We start from the raw sequence: 19,042 nt of genomic DNA on the forward strand, positions 1-19,042 counted from the left end.
TTTTTATTCGCGATTCAACAATTCACCTCATACTACATAAACAAGCCAAAAATTGTGGCGTCAATCTGTAGTACGAGGTGAATTAATATGTACAGGAATTAACTAAAGCGCTTAAGTTGCGAATCAAGAGATTTTTAGCGCGGAAAACGCGGTATTTCTCCCTCTTTGCGAACGTTCACACGCTTTTGGTTCGAAAAGTTGCCTCTGTTCTGCGCACTGCTAATGATTTAAAGTAAAATCGTAGAAGCACAATAAGGAGGTTCTTCGTATCGCTATATGAAGAGCCTCCTTATTGTATACGTTGTCATTATTCTGCCTTAAACGGTACAGTAGTATTCAATAAGTATTTATTTTCTGCCAAGATGTAGAGAGAACGAGCGAGGACGGTATGGCTGGAAAAACAAAAGTAACCATTTCTGATGTTGCTCGCACTGCGGGCGTATCTAACAGCGCTGTATCTTACGCCCTCAATGGTAAGCCGGGTGTATCAGAAGATACGCGCGAAAAAGTGCTTAAAGTTGCTGAACAGATGGGTTGGAAGCCGAATATGGCTGCGAAAGCCTTATCGGATGCCAGTACGCGCACAATAGGATTAGTCATTGAAGTCGATTCTGAAGCGCTGTCTGTGGAATCTTACTTTATGGAGTTAATTGCCGGTCTGGGCGGTGCTCTAGAAGATTACGATTACTCACTTTTGGTGCGTATTGTTTCAGATTCCCAAAGCGCTATGCGTATTCACCGCAATTGGATTGCTACCGGAAGTGTAGATGCCATGCTGGTGATGAACGTAGAAGTGGGAGATCCGCGTATTGACTTCTACAAAGAACACTCAGCAATGCCTGTTTTAGCTATTGCTGATCCTTCGGTTACACATGGTTTGCCATCGATGACCAGTGATGACGCTGAAGGCGCGCGCATGATAGTAGATTATTTGCATGAGCTGGGACATACCCATATTGCTCGTGTAGCAGGTCCTGAGCGATATGCGCACACATTTATTCGTGATCGAGCATTTATGGAAGAGTCTGCGTCTTTGGGTATGACCTGCGACTGTTTACACTCTGATTATTCTCCTGAGCAGGGTCGCGATATGACGAACAGGCTTTTTGCTTTTAGCGACTCGCCAACAGCTATTGTTTACGATAACGATGTTATGGCTATTGAGGCCTTACATGTAGCTGCTGAACGTGGACTGAGTGTGCCTGATGATATTTCGATTATGTCGTGGGACGATTCCTTCGCGTGCACGGCTACAACTCCAGGTATTACGGCTCTGTGGAGAGATATTCCTCGTTTAGGCGCTAAAGCTGTGCCTATGCTGATGGATTTGATTGAGGGAAATACGGTGGAAAATGCTATGGAATCGCCGTATGAACTCGTTCAGCGCGGTTCTACGGGTGTTCCGAAAATAGTAGGGGAGTAGAAGCTCATATCGTTAATCATGGAATGCTATGCTTAAGCACGATTCACGAACCGTATCAAGCTCTACCTAGCGCAATAATCCTCGGAATAAAGCTCAATCACAGGCGAACATGAATTCGAGCCAAGTTCTGCTAAAACGGTCTTCGGTTTTTAGCAGGGTTTAGGGGAAGATGTTGTCTAGTAGGTTCTAGTTGATTCCTCTGGCAGCCATGTGTCAAGACGTCGTTTCGGTGTGAATGTGTTTTGTATTCATGCGTGAAGTCGATACGCGCAACCGTTATGCCAGTTTTGAAGCCATTTTTGTGCATCAAAACTGGCATAACAGGTGTATTAATCGGTTAAGCAGAATGCGTGCGGGCAAGAGATCGTCGGGTGTAACGCAGCTTGAAGCCTGATTGTGAGGAACAGCTGCTAACCACGCACGTGCACACCCGAAACCCACTAAGTACGATGAACCGTTAAAACGCTAAGAATCTACATAATCTGGTTCGCGCGCATCAAGCTCACAGCAATCCAAACGCTTGCAGCAGTAAATAAAAGCGCTCAAAAGAAAAGAGCGAAAGCTAATCCTCCAGGAACAAACACAGCAACAACCAGCGGCACGGCGTTAATAGCTGTAATAATTACGGAAATAAGCGGGTAGCGCACAGCAGTAATTAGCGATTGCTTAAACTGTTGTTTAATGCTCAGTGAGCTTCGTCCCGCGCGAGGTAAAATGAAAACTGTAGCGAGGGTAACTACAATACTGAGCGCTACAATAACCCCATAACTGATGGCAGCTATATCCGTGCCTCCAGCGGCATGACTTAAGTACCATAAATCAAAAGTTACCAAAGCATAAAAAGCTCCAAGAATAAGCGATAAAGCAATATTTGTGCCGATTCTATGCTTAAAAATGCGCCAAAAATGACGTAGCACATGCGCGTCATCACCCTCTTGCATGGACTGGATTGTTTCATACAAAGCTGCGGTTGAAGGGCCGAGGGTAATAAGCGGGATGCTGCAGATGCTTCACACAATATTGAGAAGAGCGAGGTCTCCAAGAGTAGACATAAAAGAAGTAAAATGGTTATCGGAAAAAGGACGCATATTAGTCCTTCTTGTTGATATCGAGAGCGGTCATAAACGTATTGCATGCGCTGCGGTGAGGGGAATTGCTAATCATGCCAATAACAGTGTTGTGAGCCGCTTTCTCTCCAAAAATTTTCAACCATAAAGTCGAGTGCTGCACAGACAAACCAACAGGGCTACTTTTACCCTTACCCACGCCATTGTAATCAGGGTCATCGCTGCCTTTAAAACCGTTAGAAGACAGCGTGCTGTCGGCATAAGTGGACGGAATCGAAGCAAAATAACCGTATCCTGCGAGCTGTTCAAAAATATCTTTCGGAGCAATAACGAGATCTACGCTTTTATTGGCAATCAAGGTCTGCAACTTGGCTAAACCGTTCGTATCGAGCGAATAATGAGCGTCTATAGCAATATCTTGTGCGTTGTGCATATGCATGTTTTTGGCAAGCTGAGATTGCAACTGCTCAACCTGTTCATCGGTAGCACTCATATTCACCATCGCCACAGAAAGAGCAGGCTGTGCGGCAGGGGTGAGCATCTGCACGCCCACGTAGGCAACAGCTGCAACGCATACAACAACAGCAAGAATGCGCCACGCGAACTCTTGCATAAAATAGTGCCACTTCGCTGCTCTCTGTAGGTTCGAGAACGTTTGCCAACGTGAAGCCTTGAGTGTTTCAGTAGGGCGTGCCAAAGCTTCGACACGTTCTTGCTCATCGCTGTGCAATAGAGTGTGTTGCTTTGAATTGCGCGAATTCATAGTGCCTCCGTGGGTGTTGTAAGGTTCGCTATACCGTATTTTCGTTTCTAACTGAAGCGATTAAGGTATACTGTCGTCTAGGATATAAGCATACCCGATATTCAGGCAGCGTAGGCTTCAGTATTAAACGAGTGCATGCCGTCTTGACCGCAAATACTGCACGTACCGGCTTAACCGATTAATACACCTGTTAAGCCATTTTTGATGCGGAAAAATGGCTTCACAAGTGGAATATCGGTTGCGCGTATCGAGTTCATGCATTGAGAGGGGTGTAGAAACAGTTTTGAACCTTATAAACGCTCTGCGCTGTCAGTCGCAGGAACACTGTAGGCATTGTATTGGCTATCGGGTGATTATGCGCAAAACATATCCAATGAACATGCTACTTGCATAATCGTGCGTTTGGATTTAACCTAGTACTTACAATCACTTAAACGGTTAAGTAAATCTATGGGGATTTACGATGAACGCACTAAATCTGTGCCGACAATGCTCATGCAAGTCGGCGAATAACACAACACGATAGCTAATGGGGGCTTGTGAATGACTGAGACAATCTATACATATGGAACAGCAGAAAATGCTCAATTCTTAGCAGAGCAACGCGACGCGCTCTTTAACTTTGGTGCACGTTTTCCATCTGAGGAAGGCTCTTCCTATTGGTTAGGTGATGACGGCACTCCATGGGTGGAACGAGACCGTGCAACATGGATTACATGCCGTATGACGCACGTCTATGCTCTCGCAGCATTTAGCGGTTTTGAAGGTGCTGAAAAGTTAGTAGATGCAGGTTTGAAAGGTCTGCTCGGTCAGCTTCATGATGACGACAATGATGGCTGGTATCCTGCTGTGTCGGCACAGGGAGAACCTGCTGCAGATAAGCAATGCTACGCGCATGCTTTCGTTCTGTTAGCAGCATCCTCAGCACTTGCGCTTCGGACGTCCAGGGGCAAAGGAACTGTTGGAGAAGGCTCAGAACGTCTTTTTAGAGCGTTTCTGGGATGATGGAGCAGGATTATCTGTAGATACTTGGAATACAGCTTTCACTCAGTTAGACTCTTACCGCGGTTTGAATGCAAACATGCATTCTGTAGAAGCATTCCTCGCCGTCAGCGATGTGACGGGAGATGAGAGCTGGCGTAAGCGTGCAGGTTCCATTATTTCTCACGTTATTGAATGGGCTGAAGCTAACGAATGGCGCATTCCAGAGCACTTTACCGAGCAGTGGGTGGCTGATTTGGAGTATAACAGCGACCGTCCAGACGATCAGTTTAAGCCATACGGCGCTACTCCTGGTCATGGCATTGAATGGGCACGATTGATTACGCAGTATGCTTTGAGCGCTAGTTTGAATGAGCAGGAGAAGCAGAAGCTGATTGAAGCTGCTGAACAGCTTTTCACCCGTGCTATGGCTGATGCATGGAATGCTGATGGTGCAGAAGGCATTGTGTATACCACGGATTGGCAGGGTAAACCAGTGGTGCATGACCGTATGCATTGGACGCTGGCAGAGGCTATTAATACGTCTGCAGTATTAGCACGCGTAACAGGAAAAGAAGAATATAAGAACTGGTATGCAACAGTTTTGCAATATGTTGATGAATATTTGATTGACCGCGAAAACGGATCATGGTTCCATCAGCTTGACCGCGAAAACAAGATTGTAGATACTGTATGGCCAGGTAAAGCAGATTTGTATCACGCTGTTCAATCTATGATGATTCCAGTGCATGATCCAGCGCTTTCTGTTGCTGTAGCAGTCAAAAATCAAGCTGAATAAGAAAATGGCGAGGATGAAAATCCTCGCCATTTTCTTTTAATCGTTAAACGTTGCGGTATCGATAACGTAGCGGTAACGTACCTGAGAAGCGGTTACCTTATCGTAGGCCTCGGTAATATCCTCGCCGCCAATCATCTCAATAACCGGATGAATACCGTGCTCAGCACAGAAGTCGAGCATCTCCTGAGTCTCGTCGATGCCGCCAATCATGCTGCCTGCCATAACGCGGTTGCCGTGAACCAAAGCGCTCAAATTAATCGAAGCGGGCTCTTCTGGCAAACCAACATCGACGAAAACGCCATATGGCTTCAACATGTTGAGGTATGCGGTGTAGTCCAAATCGCTGGCGCTCACCGTACACAAAATAATATCGAAGGTATCGCGCAAAGCTTCGAGCGTACCTGGCTCGCTCGTAGCGTGGTAATACGACGCACCCAAGCGCTTACCGTCATCTTCTTTCGAACGGCTGTGAGAAATAACGTGGACTTCTGCGCCCATCGCGGCAGCAATCTGCACGCCCATATGTCCCAAACCGCCCATACCGAGCACAGCTACCTTCTTGCCAGGGCCTGCTTGCCAACGCTTAAGAGGGGAGTAGGTGGTAATGCCTGCGCACAAAAGAGGAGCAGAGGTTTCGAACGGGATAGCCTCCGGAATGCGGCACGCGAAGTCTTCGCGCACGGTAAAGCCCTGTGCGTAACCGCCGGTCGTAGGGTTACCGTTCTGATCGGTGCCATAGGTGAAGTAGGCGTGAGGGTTGCTGCAGAACTGTTCTTCGCCAGCCTTGCAGTACTCGCACTCCTTACAAGAAGCGAACATGCAACCAACGCCTACCTTGTCGCCAACCTTAAACTTAGTAACCTTGTCGCCAACTTTCTTGACAACGCCCACGAGCTCGTGACCAGGAACCAGAGGATAGTGCACTGGACCCCATTCGCCGCGGGCGGTGTGAATATCGCTGTGGCAAATGCCGGCGTACTGAATGTCGAAGTAGATTTCGTTGTCCGCAGGTTCGCGGATTTCAATGGTGGTGCGATGGAAAATCGAGGTCTTATCGTCGCACGCATAAGCAAATACCTGAGGCATTGTCTCTCCTTTGATTGATGTCTTGTATTGTTAGCTTAAAACTTAAAGTTGGCTTTATGTCAAACTATTGGGTTGTGTTCGGCGTGTCATGTTACGAAAAGGCTAGTTCGTGTGCTTTTCGAATGTTCTCTGGCATGTCTTGGGGTTCGATAGACTGCACAGCTTCCTCGCTGCCTAGTTCCATGGCGGTGGTGTAGTACCACTTTTTGAAGGTGAGCATAGCCTCTACTTTGCGTAACTGTTCGAACTCTTTTTCGAGTGCCTCACAGCGGTCGAGAATAAGTTGATAGCGCTCGTTCAGCGTGCTATCGCCCTCCTCAGCCCAGGCAATAAACTGGCGGATATCTTCAATAGACATGCCCGATTTTTTGAGGCACTCGATAACGTGCACGGTATCGATTTCGTGTTCTCCAAACAGACGCTGACCGCCCGATCTCTCTATATTGGGGAAGAACCCTGCTTTGTCGTAATAGCGCAAAGTGGAAGTGGGCAAGTTAAAGCGTTCGGAGACTTCGCCGATTTTAAGGAACATGGGGTAGCGCTTTCTTTCCAGGGGTCATAAGAGTAGTTGAAGTTTGCTTTAAGTTTAGCAGAGGGGGATGTGAATAAAAAAGTGGTGAAGCTCTTACGAACCTCACCACCATCGCAACCAGTTCTACACTTCTTTGAACAATGCAGAGACATTCGCCCAAATTCGCCGCGTTGTGCACGGATGATTCATGGTGTACAAATGCACGCCATCAACGCCTCGCGAAACTAAATCCGCGATTTGCTGGGAAGCGTATAAAACACCTGCTTGGCGTATAGCATCTGGATCATCGCCCCAACGTTCCAGCATGGCAGACAGTTCTTTTGGAATGCGCGCTCCACACATAGTTACCATGCGCCGCGCTTGTGCAGCGTTAGTCACGGGCATAATTCCCGCTTCAATCGGCACATCGATTCCTGCAATGCGTGCCTGTTCTACGAAACGGAAGAAATCATCGTTATCGAAGAATAACTGCGTAATCAGGTTTGATGTACCAGCATCCACCTTGGTTTTCAAATGGCGTAGTTCATCGACTACACCAGCAGAGTTTGGATGGACTTCTGGATAGCATGCGCCAAAAATTTTCATATCTGGGCATTGCTCACGAATATAACGCACAAGATCGCTTGCATACTTAAATACACCGGTAGGTTTGCGCCCTTCTACCGCGTCACCACGTAAAGCGAGAACAGCGCTGACACCTGCTTGCTTGAACATGTCTAAAGCTTCGTCAGCTTGCTGTTTATCGAGATACTGTGCAGTTAGGTGTGCTACTACCGGAATATTATATTCCTGACGCACTGTATGACAGATACGCGCGGTAGCTGTGCGGTCGGCAGTTTTTCCTGTTCCATACGTTACAGAAATAAAATCAGGATTAATGCCCTGCAGTCCATCTAGAGTATCGTAGATGCTACCCACCGGACCATTACGACGCGGTGGGAACACCTCCAGAGAAAATTGCGGCTTATGCATAATTCACCCTGATATTACTTACTTACACGTGAACGCACAGCCTGAGCAGCCTTAACAAGATTCTCAAGACTTGGCCAGGTTTCTGTGTTACCGCGGGTCTTCAAACCGCAGTCAGGATTAATCCACACCTTAGATACATCCATCTTGTCGAGGATTTCGCCAATGCGTTCCTCAATCTCTGCCTGAGATGGAATACGAGGGGAGTGAATATCGTAAACACCAGGACCCGCTTCGGTTTCGAAGTTGGCTTCTTCAATAGCATCAAGAACTACTAAATCCCCACGGCTAGCTTCAAAGGAAATAACGTCGGCATCCATAGCGTCGATATCGCGAATAATATCATTAAACTCCGAATAGCACATGTGAGTGTGAATCTGAGTGCTTGGCTGCACTGCAGAATGAACCAGACGGAATGCTGGAATAGCCCAATCCAAGTACTGGGAGTGCCAGTCGCTACGACGCAGTGGAAGCTTCTCTCGCAAAGCAGCTTCATCAATCTGAATAACCTTAATACCAGCAGCCTCAAGGTCAAGCACTTCATCGCGAATCGCCAGAGCCAACTGCTGAGTCTGGCGTTCGTGCGTAATGTCCTCGCGCGGCCACGACCAATTCAAAATCGTTACAGGACCGGTAAGCATGCCCTTCATCACGCGGTCGGTGCGGCTTTGCGCATAAGCGCTCCACTCCACGGTAATCGGGTTCGCACGCGACACATCACCCCACACAATAGGAGGCTTCACACAGCGAGTTCCATACGACTGCACCCAAGCGTTCTTCGTGAACAAGAATCCGTTAAGATTTTGTCCGAAATACTCCACCATGTCGTTACGCTCAAATTCACCGTGAACAAGCACATCCAAGCCAATATTTTCTTGCTGCTTAATAACCTCATCAATATTGCGCTTAATGAAAGCATCGTATTCTTCGCGGCTTAAATCGCCCCTGCGAAGCTTCGCGCGCTCGGCACGCACTTCCTTAGTCTGAGGGAAAGAACCAATAGTCGTGGTTGGCAAAAGAGGCAGATTCAATGCTTCACGCTGCAAAGCCTGACGCTCAGCACGCGCAGGCTGGCGAGTAAAATCAGCAGCGGTTAAAGCTTCCAGGCGTGCTTGAACAGCCGCATCAGCCGAAACGCGGGAGCCATCGAACAAAGCCTGATTCTTCTGCAAAGCCTCAGAGCTCTTCTTGGCATCTTCAGTTGAATCAGCTAAATCAGCCAAATCGCGCACTTCACCTAACTTTTCAGAAGCAAAAGCAAAATGCTTGAGCACATCATCACCTAAAGCTTCTTCACCTGCAGTGCTGAAAGGCACGTGCAAGAGCGAGCTGGCAGTAGACACAGCAACGCGCGGTGTGCGTGTGCGCAAAGCGTCAATAAGTCCCAAACTTGTGGCGTAATTATTGCGCCAAATATTACGACCATTAACTGCACCTGCAAACAGAGTCGTTGCCTCGTTCACGCCAAACTTTTCTACAGCAGCAAGATTGGCATCGCGTCCTTCAATCAAATCCAAAGCTACGCCATCGAAACCAAGAGAATTCACAGTTTCATAAGCATCGCCAATATTGCCGAAGTATGTGTTGAGGAGCAGCTTCACAGAGCCAGAACGAGCGGTCAAAATTGGTTCATATAGTTTCTCGAAAGCTGTGATATCGCCGCCTTCCTTATCCAAGACCAAGTATGGCTCATCGAACTGAACCCACTGCGCACCCAACTGAGCAAAGCGTTCCACAATCTGCGCGTAAATCGATGCAACAGCACCCACCAGCTCATCGGTAATTTCAATCTCTTGTGCTTCAGGTGTACGAGCCAACTTGAGGAAGGTGTATGGTCCAATAAGCACTGGCTTGGTAAGAATACCTAAGTTCTTTGCTTCTTCAAACTCATCGAAAGGCTTCGTACCGCTCAGTTTGAGAGTAGAAGAATCTTCAATTTCTGGAACAATATAATGATAGTTTGTGGTGAACCACTTCTTCATAGGCAGAGCAGTAACATCGCCTTTTTCGCCCTGGTAGCCGCGACCAATAGCAAAAAGGGTGTCTTCAGCATTCTCAAAATTGAGATTACGGTAACGCTCAGGAACGGCACCCAACAAAATAGCAGTGTCGAGAACCTGATCGTAGTAGCTAAAATCATTGCTCGGAATAAGATCAATGCCTGCATTCTTTTGCAACTGCCAATGCTTCGCACGCAATTCCTTAGCGGTTGCACGCACCTCGTCAAGCGAGACGGCGCCCTTCCAGTATGCTTCAATAATCTTCTTCAGCTCGCGGTTACAGCCTACGCGAGGGAAGCCGGATACTGATGTAAGAGTGGTCATCGTAACTCCTCAATGCTTAATCTTTATCTCGTTTTGCTCAGAGAATATTCTGTGTTTCAGCCTAGCAAAGGAAAAACGAAATAAGGCATTAAGTTAGTTGAGGTGTCGTTATAAGTTGAGGTTATACAGTAGTTATACGAACAGGCGCACTACAGCAGTTACAAGTAACCGATATAGTACGCCTGCATTCGGTAATATTTTCGATAGGTTTTTCGACGAGGACTTCTCAGCCCTCTAGACCTCAGTAGAAAACTTATCTCTCTATTCTTGACGGAAAACAGAGTATCGCGTTGTACCAATCAAAATTTCTCCGCTATCTGGGTAATAAACCAAATGATTAATGCGGTCGTTTGCCTTACTGCTCTTGAGCGTATACGTGCGGCGGGCAGCAGTTGAACCGCTCTCATCCTCAGTAATCGTGTAAGTATCGGTCGATCCATCATAACCGTGCTTTATATCCATCGAACTGCCGTTCAAAGTAAAGGAAGACGGATTGTACGAATGCTTCGGATCTTGATTAACAATCTCAGTAAAGGAACCCGATGGCAACGATACAGATTTCAGCTTCTGATTGCTTACCTTCGCTGAATATTCAAGGTTCAGTTCAGGGGTGGCAAACGGATTGTATGGATAATAGTTACCCTGAGCGGAGTAGGTGAGCGATGTTGCAGAACCGCTTAAAACAACACGCTTATCCTTGTACTTCGTCCAGTAATCAACAGAATTGTTCATTGCTGGCTCGCCGCTTGACGTGGCAAGAATAATATAGCTCGCTGTTTCCTTCATCAGGATAGTATCGCTCAGATTTGTTGGGTGTTCGTATCCAGTTGGTTTGTCGAGCAGAAGGATTGCATATGGTTCGTTCAGAACGTTCGCGTTTCCTGGTGCTGCGCCAATATATTTAGCCAGGTCGCCCGACGACTGCGCAATGCGAACAATGCCGGTAAACGCTGTTTTTCCGCTGTTTATAACCTTGCTTTCTGCTTCTTGAAGTTTGGCATCGCTGCCCTCGTTCACGCTATCCGGGTTTGCTGAAGCAGCTTTAGAAGCGATAGCAATATCCTTCTTCGTTACACCTGACTTCTTATCTTTCGCAGCCTCTTTCAGCGCGCTTAAAATATCTTCAATATCGCTGGCATCCGCATCATCGGCAACAATAAACGCGAAATCAGAGGCAGATGTAGAGCCTTTAGCCGAGCCATTTTTATCGACAGTAATCGACAGATCTTTTGGGGTTTTGTAGATAGAACCGTCTGCATTTACTGGGCTGACGTATTCAACATCGTATTCGCCCGCAGACAGCTGAACAGGCGCAGATCCTCGCGTATCTTTGCTCTGAGCTGGGCGTACCGCTCGATACATGTCTACATCATTGTTCATATCTGTGCTAATAATATGAAGCAGAACAGGAGTAGATTTTGCAGTCCACTTCTTATCGAGCTTGACCGAGAACTTGGTTCCGCTCGTTTCCGCGTTTTGAGCGCTGACTCCATTTTTCGAGAAGAAGGTTTTGTATACGAAGAAACCGCCGACCGCTACAGCAATAACCGCGATAACTGCTATGACAGCGTAGATGAATTTCTTTTTTGATTTGTTTGATGATGGGGTTTCTGATTGCGCTGGCTGGGTTGGTACTGGCTGGGCAGGCGCTGACTGAGCAGGAGGGAAGCTTGCTGGAGATGGGGCAGGCTGCGCTGGTGCTGCTACTGGTTCTACAGGCGGTGTAACTGCAGGGGTTGGTGCGCTGACTTGAGGTTGCTGCTGAGGCTGAGTAGATTGCACCGGTTTTCCGCACTTTGTGCAGAACTTTGCACCTGCTACAAGCTTTGCGCCACATTGTGTGCAAAACATGATTTCCTCTTCTCTCTTGATACTCTAACTCAGGATGCGATTGAATAAATCATCAACCTTGTTGCGAATAAGTTGAGCAATGAAGCGTACATCCTCATTGCTTTTATTATGGGGGTCGGGTATATCCCAATCTTCAAAATGGACACCGGGGAAGTACGGGCAAGATTCACCACAACCCATAGTAATAACCCAATCAGATGTCTGAACATTTTCGGGTAACAATAATTTTGGTTCAGAATCGGGTTGTAATCCTAACTCAGCGAGTACGTGAACAACCTGAGGATGAACTTTGCTAGCAGGCTCAGAGCCAGCGGATAAAACTCTAATAGTGCTTAAACCGCGTTCGTCAGCAATCTGTTGAGCGAAAGCGGCAGCCAGTTGCGAACGACCTGCATTTTGTCGGCAAGCAAAAAGAATTGTAGGCTCAGCATCCATATGAGTAGAATATCATGCTCAGTTAGTTCTCGTATCGCGCACAATGCGCCCCTGCTCTAAATAAATCACCCGCGTAACCATATCCATAACACCTCGCACATCATGGGTAGACAGCACAATGCACGAATTATGTTCGTCTATTAAACGTTGAATTCGAGCGAGTTGTCGTTCAATATTGGCACTATCTTGACCAGCGAAAGGTTCATCCATCAAAACGATATCTGGTTCCGCTGCCCACGTTGCCGCACAAATAAGCCTGCGTTTTTGGCCTTCAGACAGTGTAAGCGGGTGACGTTCAGTAAGATTGCATAATCCCAATGCTGTTAATTCGCGCTCGCGAACCTCTTGATTATCCGTGCGTAAAGCTACTTCGCTCGCAACGCTTGTGCTAAAAATCTGATACTGGGGAGACTGCCATACTAAGCCAGTTAATACGTTAGCAGATATATGACGTTGAGCAGGTTTACGTAGACCTTGCACACCAGCAAGTACGTTAAGCAGTGTTGTTTTGCCTGAACCGTTATCTCCCACGAGGAGCACAACTTCGCGTTCATGCAGTTCGAGAGAATCAATGTTCAAAATTGTGCGACCACTGGCAGTATGCACCTGTACATCGCGCACAGAAGCAAGAACCGGCTGAGTGCTCTGTGCATTATTCTGTGCTGATTGAAGAACTTCATCATAGCTTGTCATAAACTCTGCTACCTGAGTTTTTAAGGCAATAGGAGAGATTTCGCGCACTGTTGCGCCACCCATAGCAAAAGCAGTATCTACATAATCAGCCACTGTTGATATGCGGTGTTCACAGATAATCACGCAATATCCGCGGTCAGCTAAAGAACGTAAAGCGGTTAAAACTATCTGCGCACCCTGAGCATCTAAACTTGCTAGAGGTTCATCAACAATAATAATTTTCTTATCGCAGGCTAAAACGCTGGCAATGCACAAGCGTTCCTTTTCTCCGCCAGACAGCGTGGAGGTATCTGCCTGAGGATCTAAATGCAGTAGAGCGCATAACTCGCGTACTTTTTTATCTATGACTTCAGCAGATTCTGCCTGATTTTCGCAGCTGAATGCAATTTCATCATCAACGCGACCATGAATAATATGAGCGTCAGGATTTTGTAGCACGCAGGATACGTGAGCGCTTGCTTGATCGGGACTCCATGCATGAGCATCTTCACCATCAACTGTTAAGCTGCCGGAAAGCTTCAGATGCGTGCTGCTACGCGCTAAACCGGTAAAACAGTTAAGCAGAGAAGTTTTACCGCATCCGCTTTCTCCATACAGCAAAGTCATGCTTCCCCAAGCAAAACCAAACGAAACATTATCGAGCAAAACAGTGCCGTCTGCTGTTGAATCGGAAGGTGAGGAAGAGAGCAGACTAAAGTTTTCTAAGGAAATAGCGTAATCATTCATAGCTTCACCTAAGCAATTCCCATAATCCACAGAACAATCAAAGTTATATTCAAAGCAACCCACAATGAAATCCACAGATAATCTATGCCTCGCATATGTAAGGTTTTATACACGCTATATCGAGCATTGCTACGCAAGGTAAAGCCGCGCAGTTCAAGAGAATGCGTTAAATCATCGCCAATAGCCAGAGCGCGGTCGAGCAGAGGAACGAGCATTCTCCATAAAGGAACGAGACGCACACCGCGGCGAGGCATAGTACGGCGAGCTGCCACCACTCGATGTGCTTGAACAGCCATAACATGCACAAAACGCAAACTAATGAGCACAGCAAGCGTAACAGCACGAGGAGCACGCAAAGTTTGTAAAACGCGCACAACATCTGCTTCGCGTGCGGTCAGCATAGGCAGGCAGGTTAAGCCCAGAAGAAAAATTCGCACAAAAATGGGTACGGTCAGCGCCATATCCCCGTAGGCGAGAGCTGTCAACAGTCCAACGACAGCATAAAATGGGGTAATTGCCAGCATAAAGGCAATAAGTTGGTGCCACATGCCAAAACAGAGTTCAAGAATAGCGCAGGCAATCATGCATGCAATTAGATGCGATGTGTGTGGATCGCATAAGGCGATACAAAATGTAAGCAAACTAGACAGCAGCAAAGCACTTGGGTGCAGATTCACACGTGTGGTCTGCACCCGATAAAGAGGCTGCGAAAGAGCAGAAATAACAGTGGAAAGACTTGCCACTAACGCATCCTGCCGCTCTTACGTAGCTCGGCCGCTACCTTTTCCGCCAACAAAGCAGAACCGATGAACAGAAGCACACCAACAATCAGCACAATCGAAATTGCGAGGGTAGAGCCAACCAGAGCTTTATTCAAGTTACCCACAACAAGAAGGGTGTATACAATCTGCACAGGCAGTTGCAATACAGAACGCAGAATAGAGCTTGTTAGGCGGGCAGCACGGTTTTCATATGTGCGGAAAATCCCCAGTGCAATAATCTCAGCAAACACTGCAGCAATCACGGAGTAAATAAATGCTGTAGGATGCATTGGAATCAAAATAATCGTGGAGATAAGGCTGAGTAATACCACCGTTCCTGGTTTGCGTATTTTAATAAGCGCAAACATGGAGAAGAAGGTAATAAAAGGCCCAGTGAGCAGTGTCTGAATGCCAAAAATCTTGATGGCATGCAATGGTCCACCTAAGCACATGCCCACGAAGGCGAGGGCAGCGAAAATAGCAATATCGACAATATCGTGCAGACTGAAGCCCAGCCATGTGTTTGGCTCTTTATCTGTGGATGCAGAGCTACTTGGAATCTGTGTTGGGGTTGTCATAATGAACTTTCTACATAATGAGGTTTTTTAATGAGGGGATTGTTGATTATTAGAGACGAGCAGTCAGTTCGCCATGAGCCATGTCATAGACGTGGTTGGCAAAAGCTGCTGGTGCTGGACGATGTGAAATAATCACATAGGCACGGTCGGCTTGCTGTGCTGCCAAAGTGCGCATTAATTGTGCCTCGAGCAGAGCATCCATATTTGCCGTTGGTTCGTCCAAGAAAATAAGTGGAGCATCGGAGAGGAAAGCGCGTGCCACAGCAATACGCTGACGCTGACCATCAGACAGTTCCACGCCGTTACGTACCAAAACATGATTCGTGCCGTCTGCCCAGGAGCCTACAAGCTCATCGAGTTGCACGGCTTCAATAACAGAACGCAACTGTTCATCGCTCGCCTGTGGCTGAGCAACGCGCAGATTATCGGCAAGAGAGCTGGAGAAAATATGTGTCTGCTGGGAAACAAGCGCTTGAGTATGACGCAAGGATGAGGTAGCAACCTCGCGAATATTTACGTCATTAACACTGATTTCACCGGAATCCACATCGTAGAAACGCATCATCAGGTTAATCAGAGTAGACTTACCCGAGCCATTTTCACCCTGAATCACTGTCATATTGCCAGGTTGCACGCTCACAGACACGTTACTCAAAACGTTCTCAGAAACATCATCATAGCTAAAGCTTATAGAATCAACTTTTTCAGAGGTAAAGGAATCAATCTGAGCGCCCTTATCGTCAGCAATATCCTGAACAGCAGGCGCAGTATCGAGTAAATCAAAAACGCGACGAGCAGCTGCCATAGTTGGCTGAAGTCCTGTGCCTAAACGAGCAATAGCCTGAATAGGTACGAGGGAGCTAGCAAAAGCAGCAAAAGCAATCAGAGCAAAAGGAGCTTCCACAAAATTAGTGCCATACAAATAAACAGTTACTGCACCAAAACCTGCTACGCACATGAGCGAAAGAATATCTAAAATCATTTTGTTGTAGCCAGCCAGAGCATAACGCTTTGCTCGGCTATGCAATAATTTTTCATTATTCGTATCTATTGTTTGTGCAGCAGCTCGGTCAGAACTTGCAAAAGTTAAGGATCGCTGAGCGTCCAAACTTTCCAAAAGCTGAGAATAGACGGAACCCTGAGCTTCGCGCTCAGCCATTGCCCAACGAGATGTTGGATGGGCAATAATCAGAGGCTCTACAACACCCAACAGTACATAAGCAATCAGAGTGCACACACCCAACAGAGGATGAATAATTGCAGCCGCAATCACTTGTACAGCGCTGGTAACCACAGCAATAGCAAGAGGAGATAGAGTGTGAGCGTAGAAAATTTCAAGTAGCTCAATGTCTTCAGTTAAAGCACTGACTAATTTACCGCGACCATGCTCAGCTAAACGTGCAGGAGCTAAAGCTTGCACATGCTTAAACAACAGATTGCGCATATCGCGCAAAACAGTAAAAGCCATCAAATGATTGTAGTACTGCTCAAGGAAGGCGAAAATGCCGCGTACTAGCGCAAACATGAGAGCGGAAACCGCTAAAATAATAGCGTTTGTGGTATCTCCCACCCACAGATTGAACATTGCCACAGTAGCACAAACAACTAGAGCAGGCACAGCAAGATAGCCCAAAGTTCCGTTCACAATAGCTTGCAATTCAATAGGCATCAGGTGCTTCATGAAGGTGGCCATGCGGCGCATCAGTTGAGTTGACTTCATGTTAGTTCTCCTCTGCTTGTTCAGTGTTTGCCGTGCGCTGGCTCAGACGATGATTTTCCGCATCTTGCTGAGCGTTCCACATATCGCGTGCTACGCCTGTTGATAGAACCTCTTGCGGCGTGCCATAGTGCACAAGCTCACCTTTATTCATGCACAAAACCATATCAGCAGTTTGAACATGCGCTAAACGATGCGTAATAACGAGAACGAGGGCATGCTCAGATAGTTCTTTCCACAGCTTCCACAGCTGTTCTTCATGCTCATTATCGATCGCAGAACTAGCTTCATCGAAAATATAAACCGGACGATCGAGTAGCATAGCGCGTGCAACTAAAAGACGCTGACGCTGACCTCCAGAAATATTTGCGCCTCCAGGAGTAAGCACATAGTCAAGATCAAAGTGAAGGTCTACACGCTCAAGAGCCCCGTTAAGCTGAGCATCGTCACGCTCACCTTCAGCGTCGAGAGTAGAGCGCACAGTTCCGGCAATTGGATTGCTTGTTCCATTCATAACAGAAACAACCTGAGCAATATCACTAATATATGCTGTTTTGAGTTCTGTTCCCAGCAGTTGAGCAGAACCTTCATAGTGAGTGCTCACGCCTGAAAGAACGGAAGCTAAGCTAGACTTTCCAGATCCAGATGGGCCCATAAGAGTAACGAGACCGCGGCATGGTAAGTCAAGAGAAACGTTGTTTAAGCTTGGAGTTGTGTTGCCTGCGTAAGTGAGGGAAACTTTTTCGAGATGAACAGCAGGTAAGTCGTTGTTCTCGAGATCTTCTGTAGATTTCCAATTGATGTGGGTGAGGTTAGTTTCTTGCTCCTCTGCTTCAGTTTCGCCAATCAGTTCCTGATAAGCGTCGGCTTTACGAGAAGCTACAGCACCTGTATGAATCAAATACACGAGTTGGCGCATAGGGTCAAAAAGACGTACAGAAACAGTAATAACGCTAATAAAAATAACAACATTCATGCTGAAAGCGCTGGCAACAGCTGCCAAAGCAATCGCCACATAAATCACGCCATCAGAAGCAATCAAAGAACGTAACTGACCTGCTAAAAGCTGCATAGTTGCTTTACGGAAACCTTCCGAACCATCAGCAAGCTCAGCAGCTTCCTTATTATCGGCTGCAAAAAGTTTCAGGGTAGACAAGCCTTTCAAAGACTCCTCGTAACGAGCAGAAACGCCTTCATAAGCCTTGAGCTGTTCCTTGTGCACGTTGATTTCCTTACTGCGGCTTGCATTAGCAGCAACAGGAACGAGAACCATGCCTAGAGCGAGAACAGCAGCAGCTGGAGCATTGAGAGGAATAAGAATAATGAGCGCTACAGGAATCATTGCCACAGCGTGTACGAAAGTTGGCAAATAAACGGTATAGAAGCTGACGATTGCTGGGATGCCTTCAACAGCTAGCTGAGACAGCGCTTGATTAGCCATAAGAGAAGCAGAAGACGTGCGGATACGCTCCGGGTTAAAAGCAGCAGACATGATGGAATTAGTGAGAGCTTTTTGTAACTTTTTTGAGGAACGCACAGTAAGAAAATGAGCGATGGCTGCAATGACGAGACGAGCAGCAATAAGAGAAATAATATACGGAGTGCGATTGTGCAGAACAGGACGAACGCCAAACATTGCGGAATTCGCGGACCAGGCAGGCATAACATCTCCACTAATGTAAGGGATAACGTTAATAAAAATGCCTAAAATGCGCACGAAATCAATGATGACCAAAGCTTCCAGCGCAGTGCCAATGGCGTTTAAGATGCCGACAATAATAGAGGCGCGCGGGTTAGCGCCTGGCAGTTTGAAAAGATTTTTACTGAACATGCCTCTCACATTCTTTTCTTCAATTTTTGTTTTCGAAGGCTCGGGAAGAATCCTTGCAGTACTCAATGTTAAAAAAGCTAACATTAAAAACTGCTCTTGTATAGACCTCAAACGCAATAGTTATTGTTTGTTCAAGCTCTTGTTGCTCTAAGAATCCATATGCGTTTCGTATGTATTTCGTTGGAGTTTATCTCAGAGATAAGGAAGAAGTATGAAAAAAAGTATGAGAATTTCCTGAGAATGTGTGGGGTGCGGGGTTTGTAGGTTGCAGGTGTGTGACTAGCGGCTGTTTCTCGCAATCAGGGTTCACACTGCGTTAAATTCGGAGAGCTATTGCTCTCACGCATTCTGCTTAACCGATTCATACACCTGTTATGCCAGTTTTGATGGGCAAAAATGGTTTCAAAAGTGGCATATCGGTTGCGCGTATATGACTAGGGTTGTTCACCCATGACAACAAAAGAAAATAAACCAAACCATCTTCACACCGGGCGATGTCTTGACAC

The 19,042-nt window shown here is 46.7% G+C and carries 14 protein-coding genes and 1 pseudogene; 2 read left to right on the forward strand and 13 right to left on the reverse strand.

The genetic code is table 11. The annotated features are described in order from the left end of the window. Positions 1-388: 388 nt before the first annotated feature. Complete coding sequence (locus tag G464_RS0105435) at positions 389-1,423, forward strand: LacI family DNA-binding transcriptional regulator (protein ID WP_022857048.1); 1,035 nt, start codon at positions 389-391, stop codon at positions 1,421-1,423. Positions 1,424-1,965: 542 nt separating this feature from the next. On the opposite strand, the gene G464_RS0105440 is transcribed toward G464_RS0105435, so the two are convergent. Both G464_RS0105440 and G464_RS0105445 read right to left on the reverse strand, forming a co-directional pair. After that, complete coding sequence (locus G464_RS0105440) at positions 1,966-2,430, reverse strand: DUF624 domain-containing protein (protein WP_080651162.1); 465 nt, start codon at positions 2,428-2,430, stop codon at positions 1,966-1,968. Positions 2,431-2,512: 82 nt separating this feature from the next. Further along, the gene (locus G464_RS0105445) at positions 2,513-3,253 is read right to left on the reverse strand and encodes a hypothetical protein (protein ID WP_022857050.1); all 741 of its coding nucleotides are present in this window, start codon (positions 3,251-3,253) and stop codon (positions 2,513-2,515) included. 543 nt (positions 3,254-3,796) lie between these two features. Here G464_RS0105445 and G464_RS09055 point away from each other — a divergent pair. Continuing rightward, positions 3,797-5,033: pseudogene (locus tag G464_RS09055) on the forward strand (AGE family epimerase/isomerase). Positions 5,034-5,069: 36 nt separating this feature from the next. On the opposite strand, the gene G464_RS0105455 reads toward G464_RS09055, so the two are convergent. The 11 genes from G464_RS0105455 to G464_RS0105505 form a co-directional block, all read right to left on the reverse strand. Beyond that, positions 5,070-6,119 carry an NAD(P)-dependent alcohol dehydrogenase gene (locus tag G464_RS0105455; protein WP_022857051.1) on the reverse strand — a complete coding sequence of 350 codons (1,050 nt, stop codon included), beginning with the start codon at positions 6,117-6,119 and terminating at the stop codon, positions 5,070-5,072. Between the two features lie 91 nt (positions 6,120-6,210). Continuing rightward, the gene (locus G464_RS0105460) at positions 6,211-6,651 is read right to left on the reverse strand and encodes a MerR family transcriptional regulator (RefSeq protein WP_022857052.1); all 441 of its coding nucleotides are present in this window, start codon (positions 6,649-6,651) and stop codon (positions 6,211-6,213) included. Positions 6,652-6,774: 123 nt separating this feature from the next. Continuing rightward, complete coding sequence (gene metF / locus G464_RS0105465) at positions 6,775-7,623, reverse strand: methylenetetrahydrofolate reductase [NAD(P)H] (RefSeq protein ID WP_022857053.1); 849 nt, start codon at positions 7,621-7,623, stop codon at positions 6,775-6,777. Between the two features lie 14 nt (positions 7,624-7,637). Next, entirely contained in the window at positions 7,638-9,944 is a 2,307-nt protein-coding gene (gene metE / locus G464_RS0105470; RefSeq protein ID WP_022857054.1) for a 5-methyltetrahydropteroyltriglutamate--homocysteine S-methyltransferase, read from the reverse strand. 261 nt (positions 9,945-10,205) lie between these two features. Then, the gene (locus G464_RS09700) at positions 10,206-11,795 is read right to left on the reverse strand and encodes a zinc ribbon domain-containing protein (RefSeq protein ID WP_022857055.1); all 1,590 of its coding nucleotides are present in this window, start codon (positions 11,793-11,795) and stop codon (positions 10,206-10,208) included. 24 nt (positions 11,796-11,819) lie between these two features. Further along, the gene (locus tag G464_RS0105480; RefSeq protein WP_022857056.1) at positions 11,820-12,230 is read right to left on the reverse strand and encodes an arsenate-mycothiol transferase ArsC; all 411 of its coding nucleotides are present in this window, start codon (positions 12,228-12,230) and stop codon (positions 11,820-11,822) included. Positions 12,231-12,248: 18 nt separating this feature from the next. After that, on the reverse strand, positions 12,249-13,649 hold the full coding sequence (locus G464_RS0105485; protein ID WP_022857057.1) for an ATP-binding cassette domain-containing protein: 1,401 nt from the start codon (positions 13,647-13,649) through the stop codon (positions 12,249-12,251). 8 nt (positions 13,650-13,657) lie between these two features. After that, positions 13,658-14,392, reverse strand: a complete 735-nt coding sequence (locus G464_RS0105490; RefSeq protein WP_022857058.1) for a CbiQ family ECF transporter T component — start codon at positions 14,390-14,392, stop codon at positions 13,658-13,660. Continuing rightward, entirely contained in the window at positions 14,392-14,988 is a 597-nt protein-coding gene (locus G464_RS0105495) for an MptD family putative ECF transporter S component (RefSeq protein WP_022857059.1), read from the reverse strand. Before G464_RS0105495 ends, G464_RS0105490 begins: the two co-directional genes overlap by 1 nt. A 49-nt stretch (positions 14,989-15,037) precedes the next feature. Then, positions 15,038-16,708, reverse strand: coding sequence for an amino acid ABC transporter ATP-binding/permease protein (locus tag G464_RS0105500; protein ID WP_022857060.1), 1,671 nt, complete (start codon positions 16,706-16,708; stop codon positions 15,038-15,040). Between the two features lies 1 nt (position 16,709). Next, a complete protein-coding gene (locus G464_RS0105505; protein WP_022857061.1) occupies positions 16,710-18,620 on the reverse strand; it encodes an ATP-binding cassette domain-containing protein in 1,911 nt (636 codons plus the stop codon). Between the last annotated feature and the right edge of the window lie 422 nt (positions 18,621-19,042).

Origin of the sequence: Alloscardovia omnicolens DSM 21503, from assembly GCF_000420505.1 — a bacterium.
In the GTDB taxonomy this organism is placed as follows: domain Bacteria; phylum Actinomycetota; class Actinomycetes; order Actinomycetales; family Bifidobacteriaceae; genus Alloscardovia; species Alloscardovia omnicolens.

What these genes read in the sequence shown, in the direction of transcription:
- G464_RS09700 (WP_022857055.1), bottom strand. Translation starts at nt 11,795, where the DNA reads ATGTTTTGCACACAATGTGGCGCAAAGCTTGTAGCAGGTGCAAAGTTC.
- G464_RS0105495 (WP_022857059.1), bottom strand. Translation starts at nt 14,988, where the DNA reads ATGACAACCCCAACACAGATTCCAAGTAGCTCTGCATCCACAGATAAA.
- G464_RS0105485 (WP_022857057.1), bottom strand. Translation starts at nt 13,649, where the DNA reads ATGAATGATTACGCTATTTCCTTAGAAAACTTTAGTCTGCTCTCTTCC.
- G464_RS0105435 (WP_022857048.1), top strand. Translation starts at nt 389, where the DNA reads ATGGCTGGAAAAACAAAAGTAACCATTTCTGATGTTGCTCGCACTGCG.
- metF (WP_022857053.1), bottom strand. Translation starts at nt 7,623, where the DNA reads ATGCATAAGCCGCAATTTTCTCTGGAGGTGTTCCCACCGCGTCGTAAT.
- G464_RS0105455 (WP_022857051.1), bottom strand. Translation starts at nt 6,119, where the DNA reads ATGCCTCAGGTATTTGCTTATGCGTGCGACGATAAGACCTCGATTTTC.
- G464_RS0105480 (WP_022857056.1), bottom strand. Translation starts at nt 12,230, where the DNA reads ATGGATGCTGAGCCTACAATTCTTTTTGCTTGCCGACAAAATGCAGGT.
- G464_RS0105505 (WP_022857061.1), bottom strand. Translation starts at nt 18,620, where the DNA reads ATGTTAGCTTTTTTAACATTGAGTACTGCAAGGATTCTTCCCGAGCCT.
- G464_RS0105445 (WP_022857050.1), bottom strand. Translation starts at nt 3,253, where the DNA reads ATGAATTCGCGCAATTCAAAGCAACACACTCTATTGCACAGCGATGAG.
- G464_RS0105500 (WP_022857060.1), bottom strand. Translation starts at nt 16,708, where the DNA reads ATGAAGTCAACTCAACTGATGCGCCGCATGGCCACCTTCATGAAGCAC.
- metE (WP_022857054.1), bottom strand. Translation starts at nt 9,944, where the DNA reads ATGACCACTCTTACATCAGTATCCGGCTTCCCTCGCGTAGGCTGTAAC.
- G464_RS0105460 (WP_022857052.1), bottom strand. Translation starts at nt 6,651, where the DNA reads ATGTTCCTTAAAATCGGCGAAGTCTCCGAACGCTTTAACTTGCCCACT.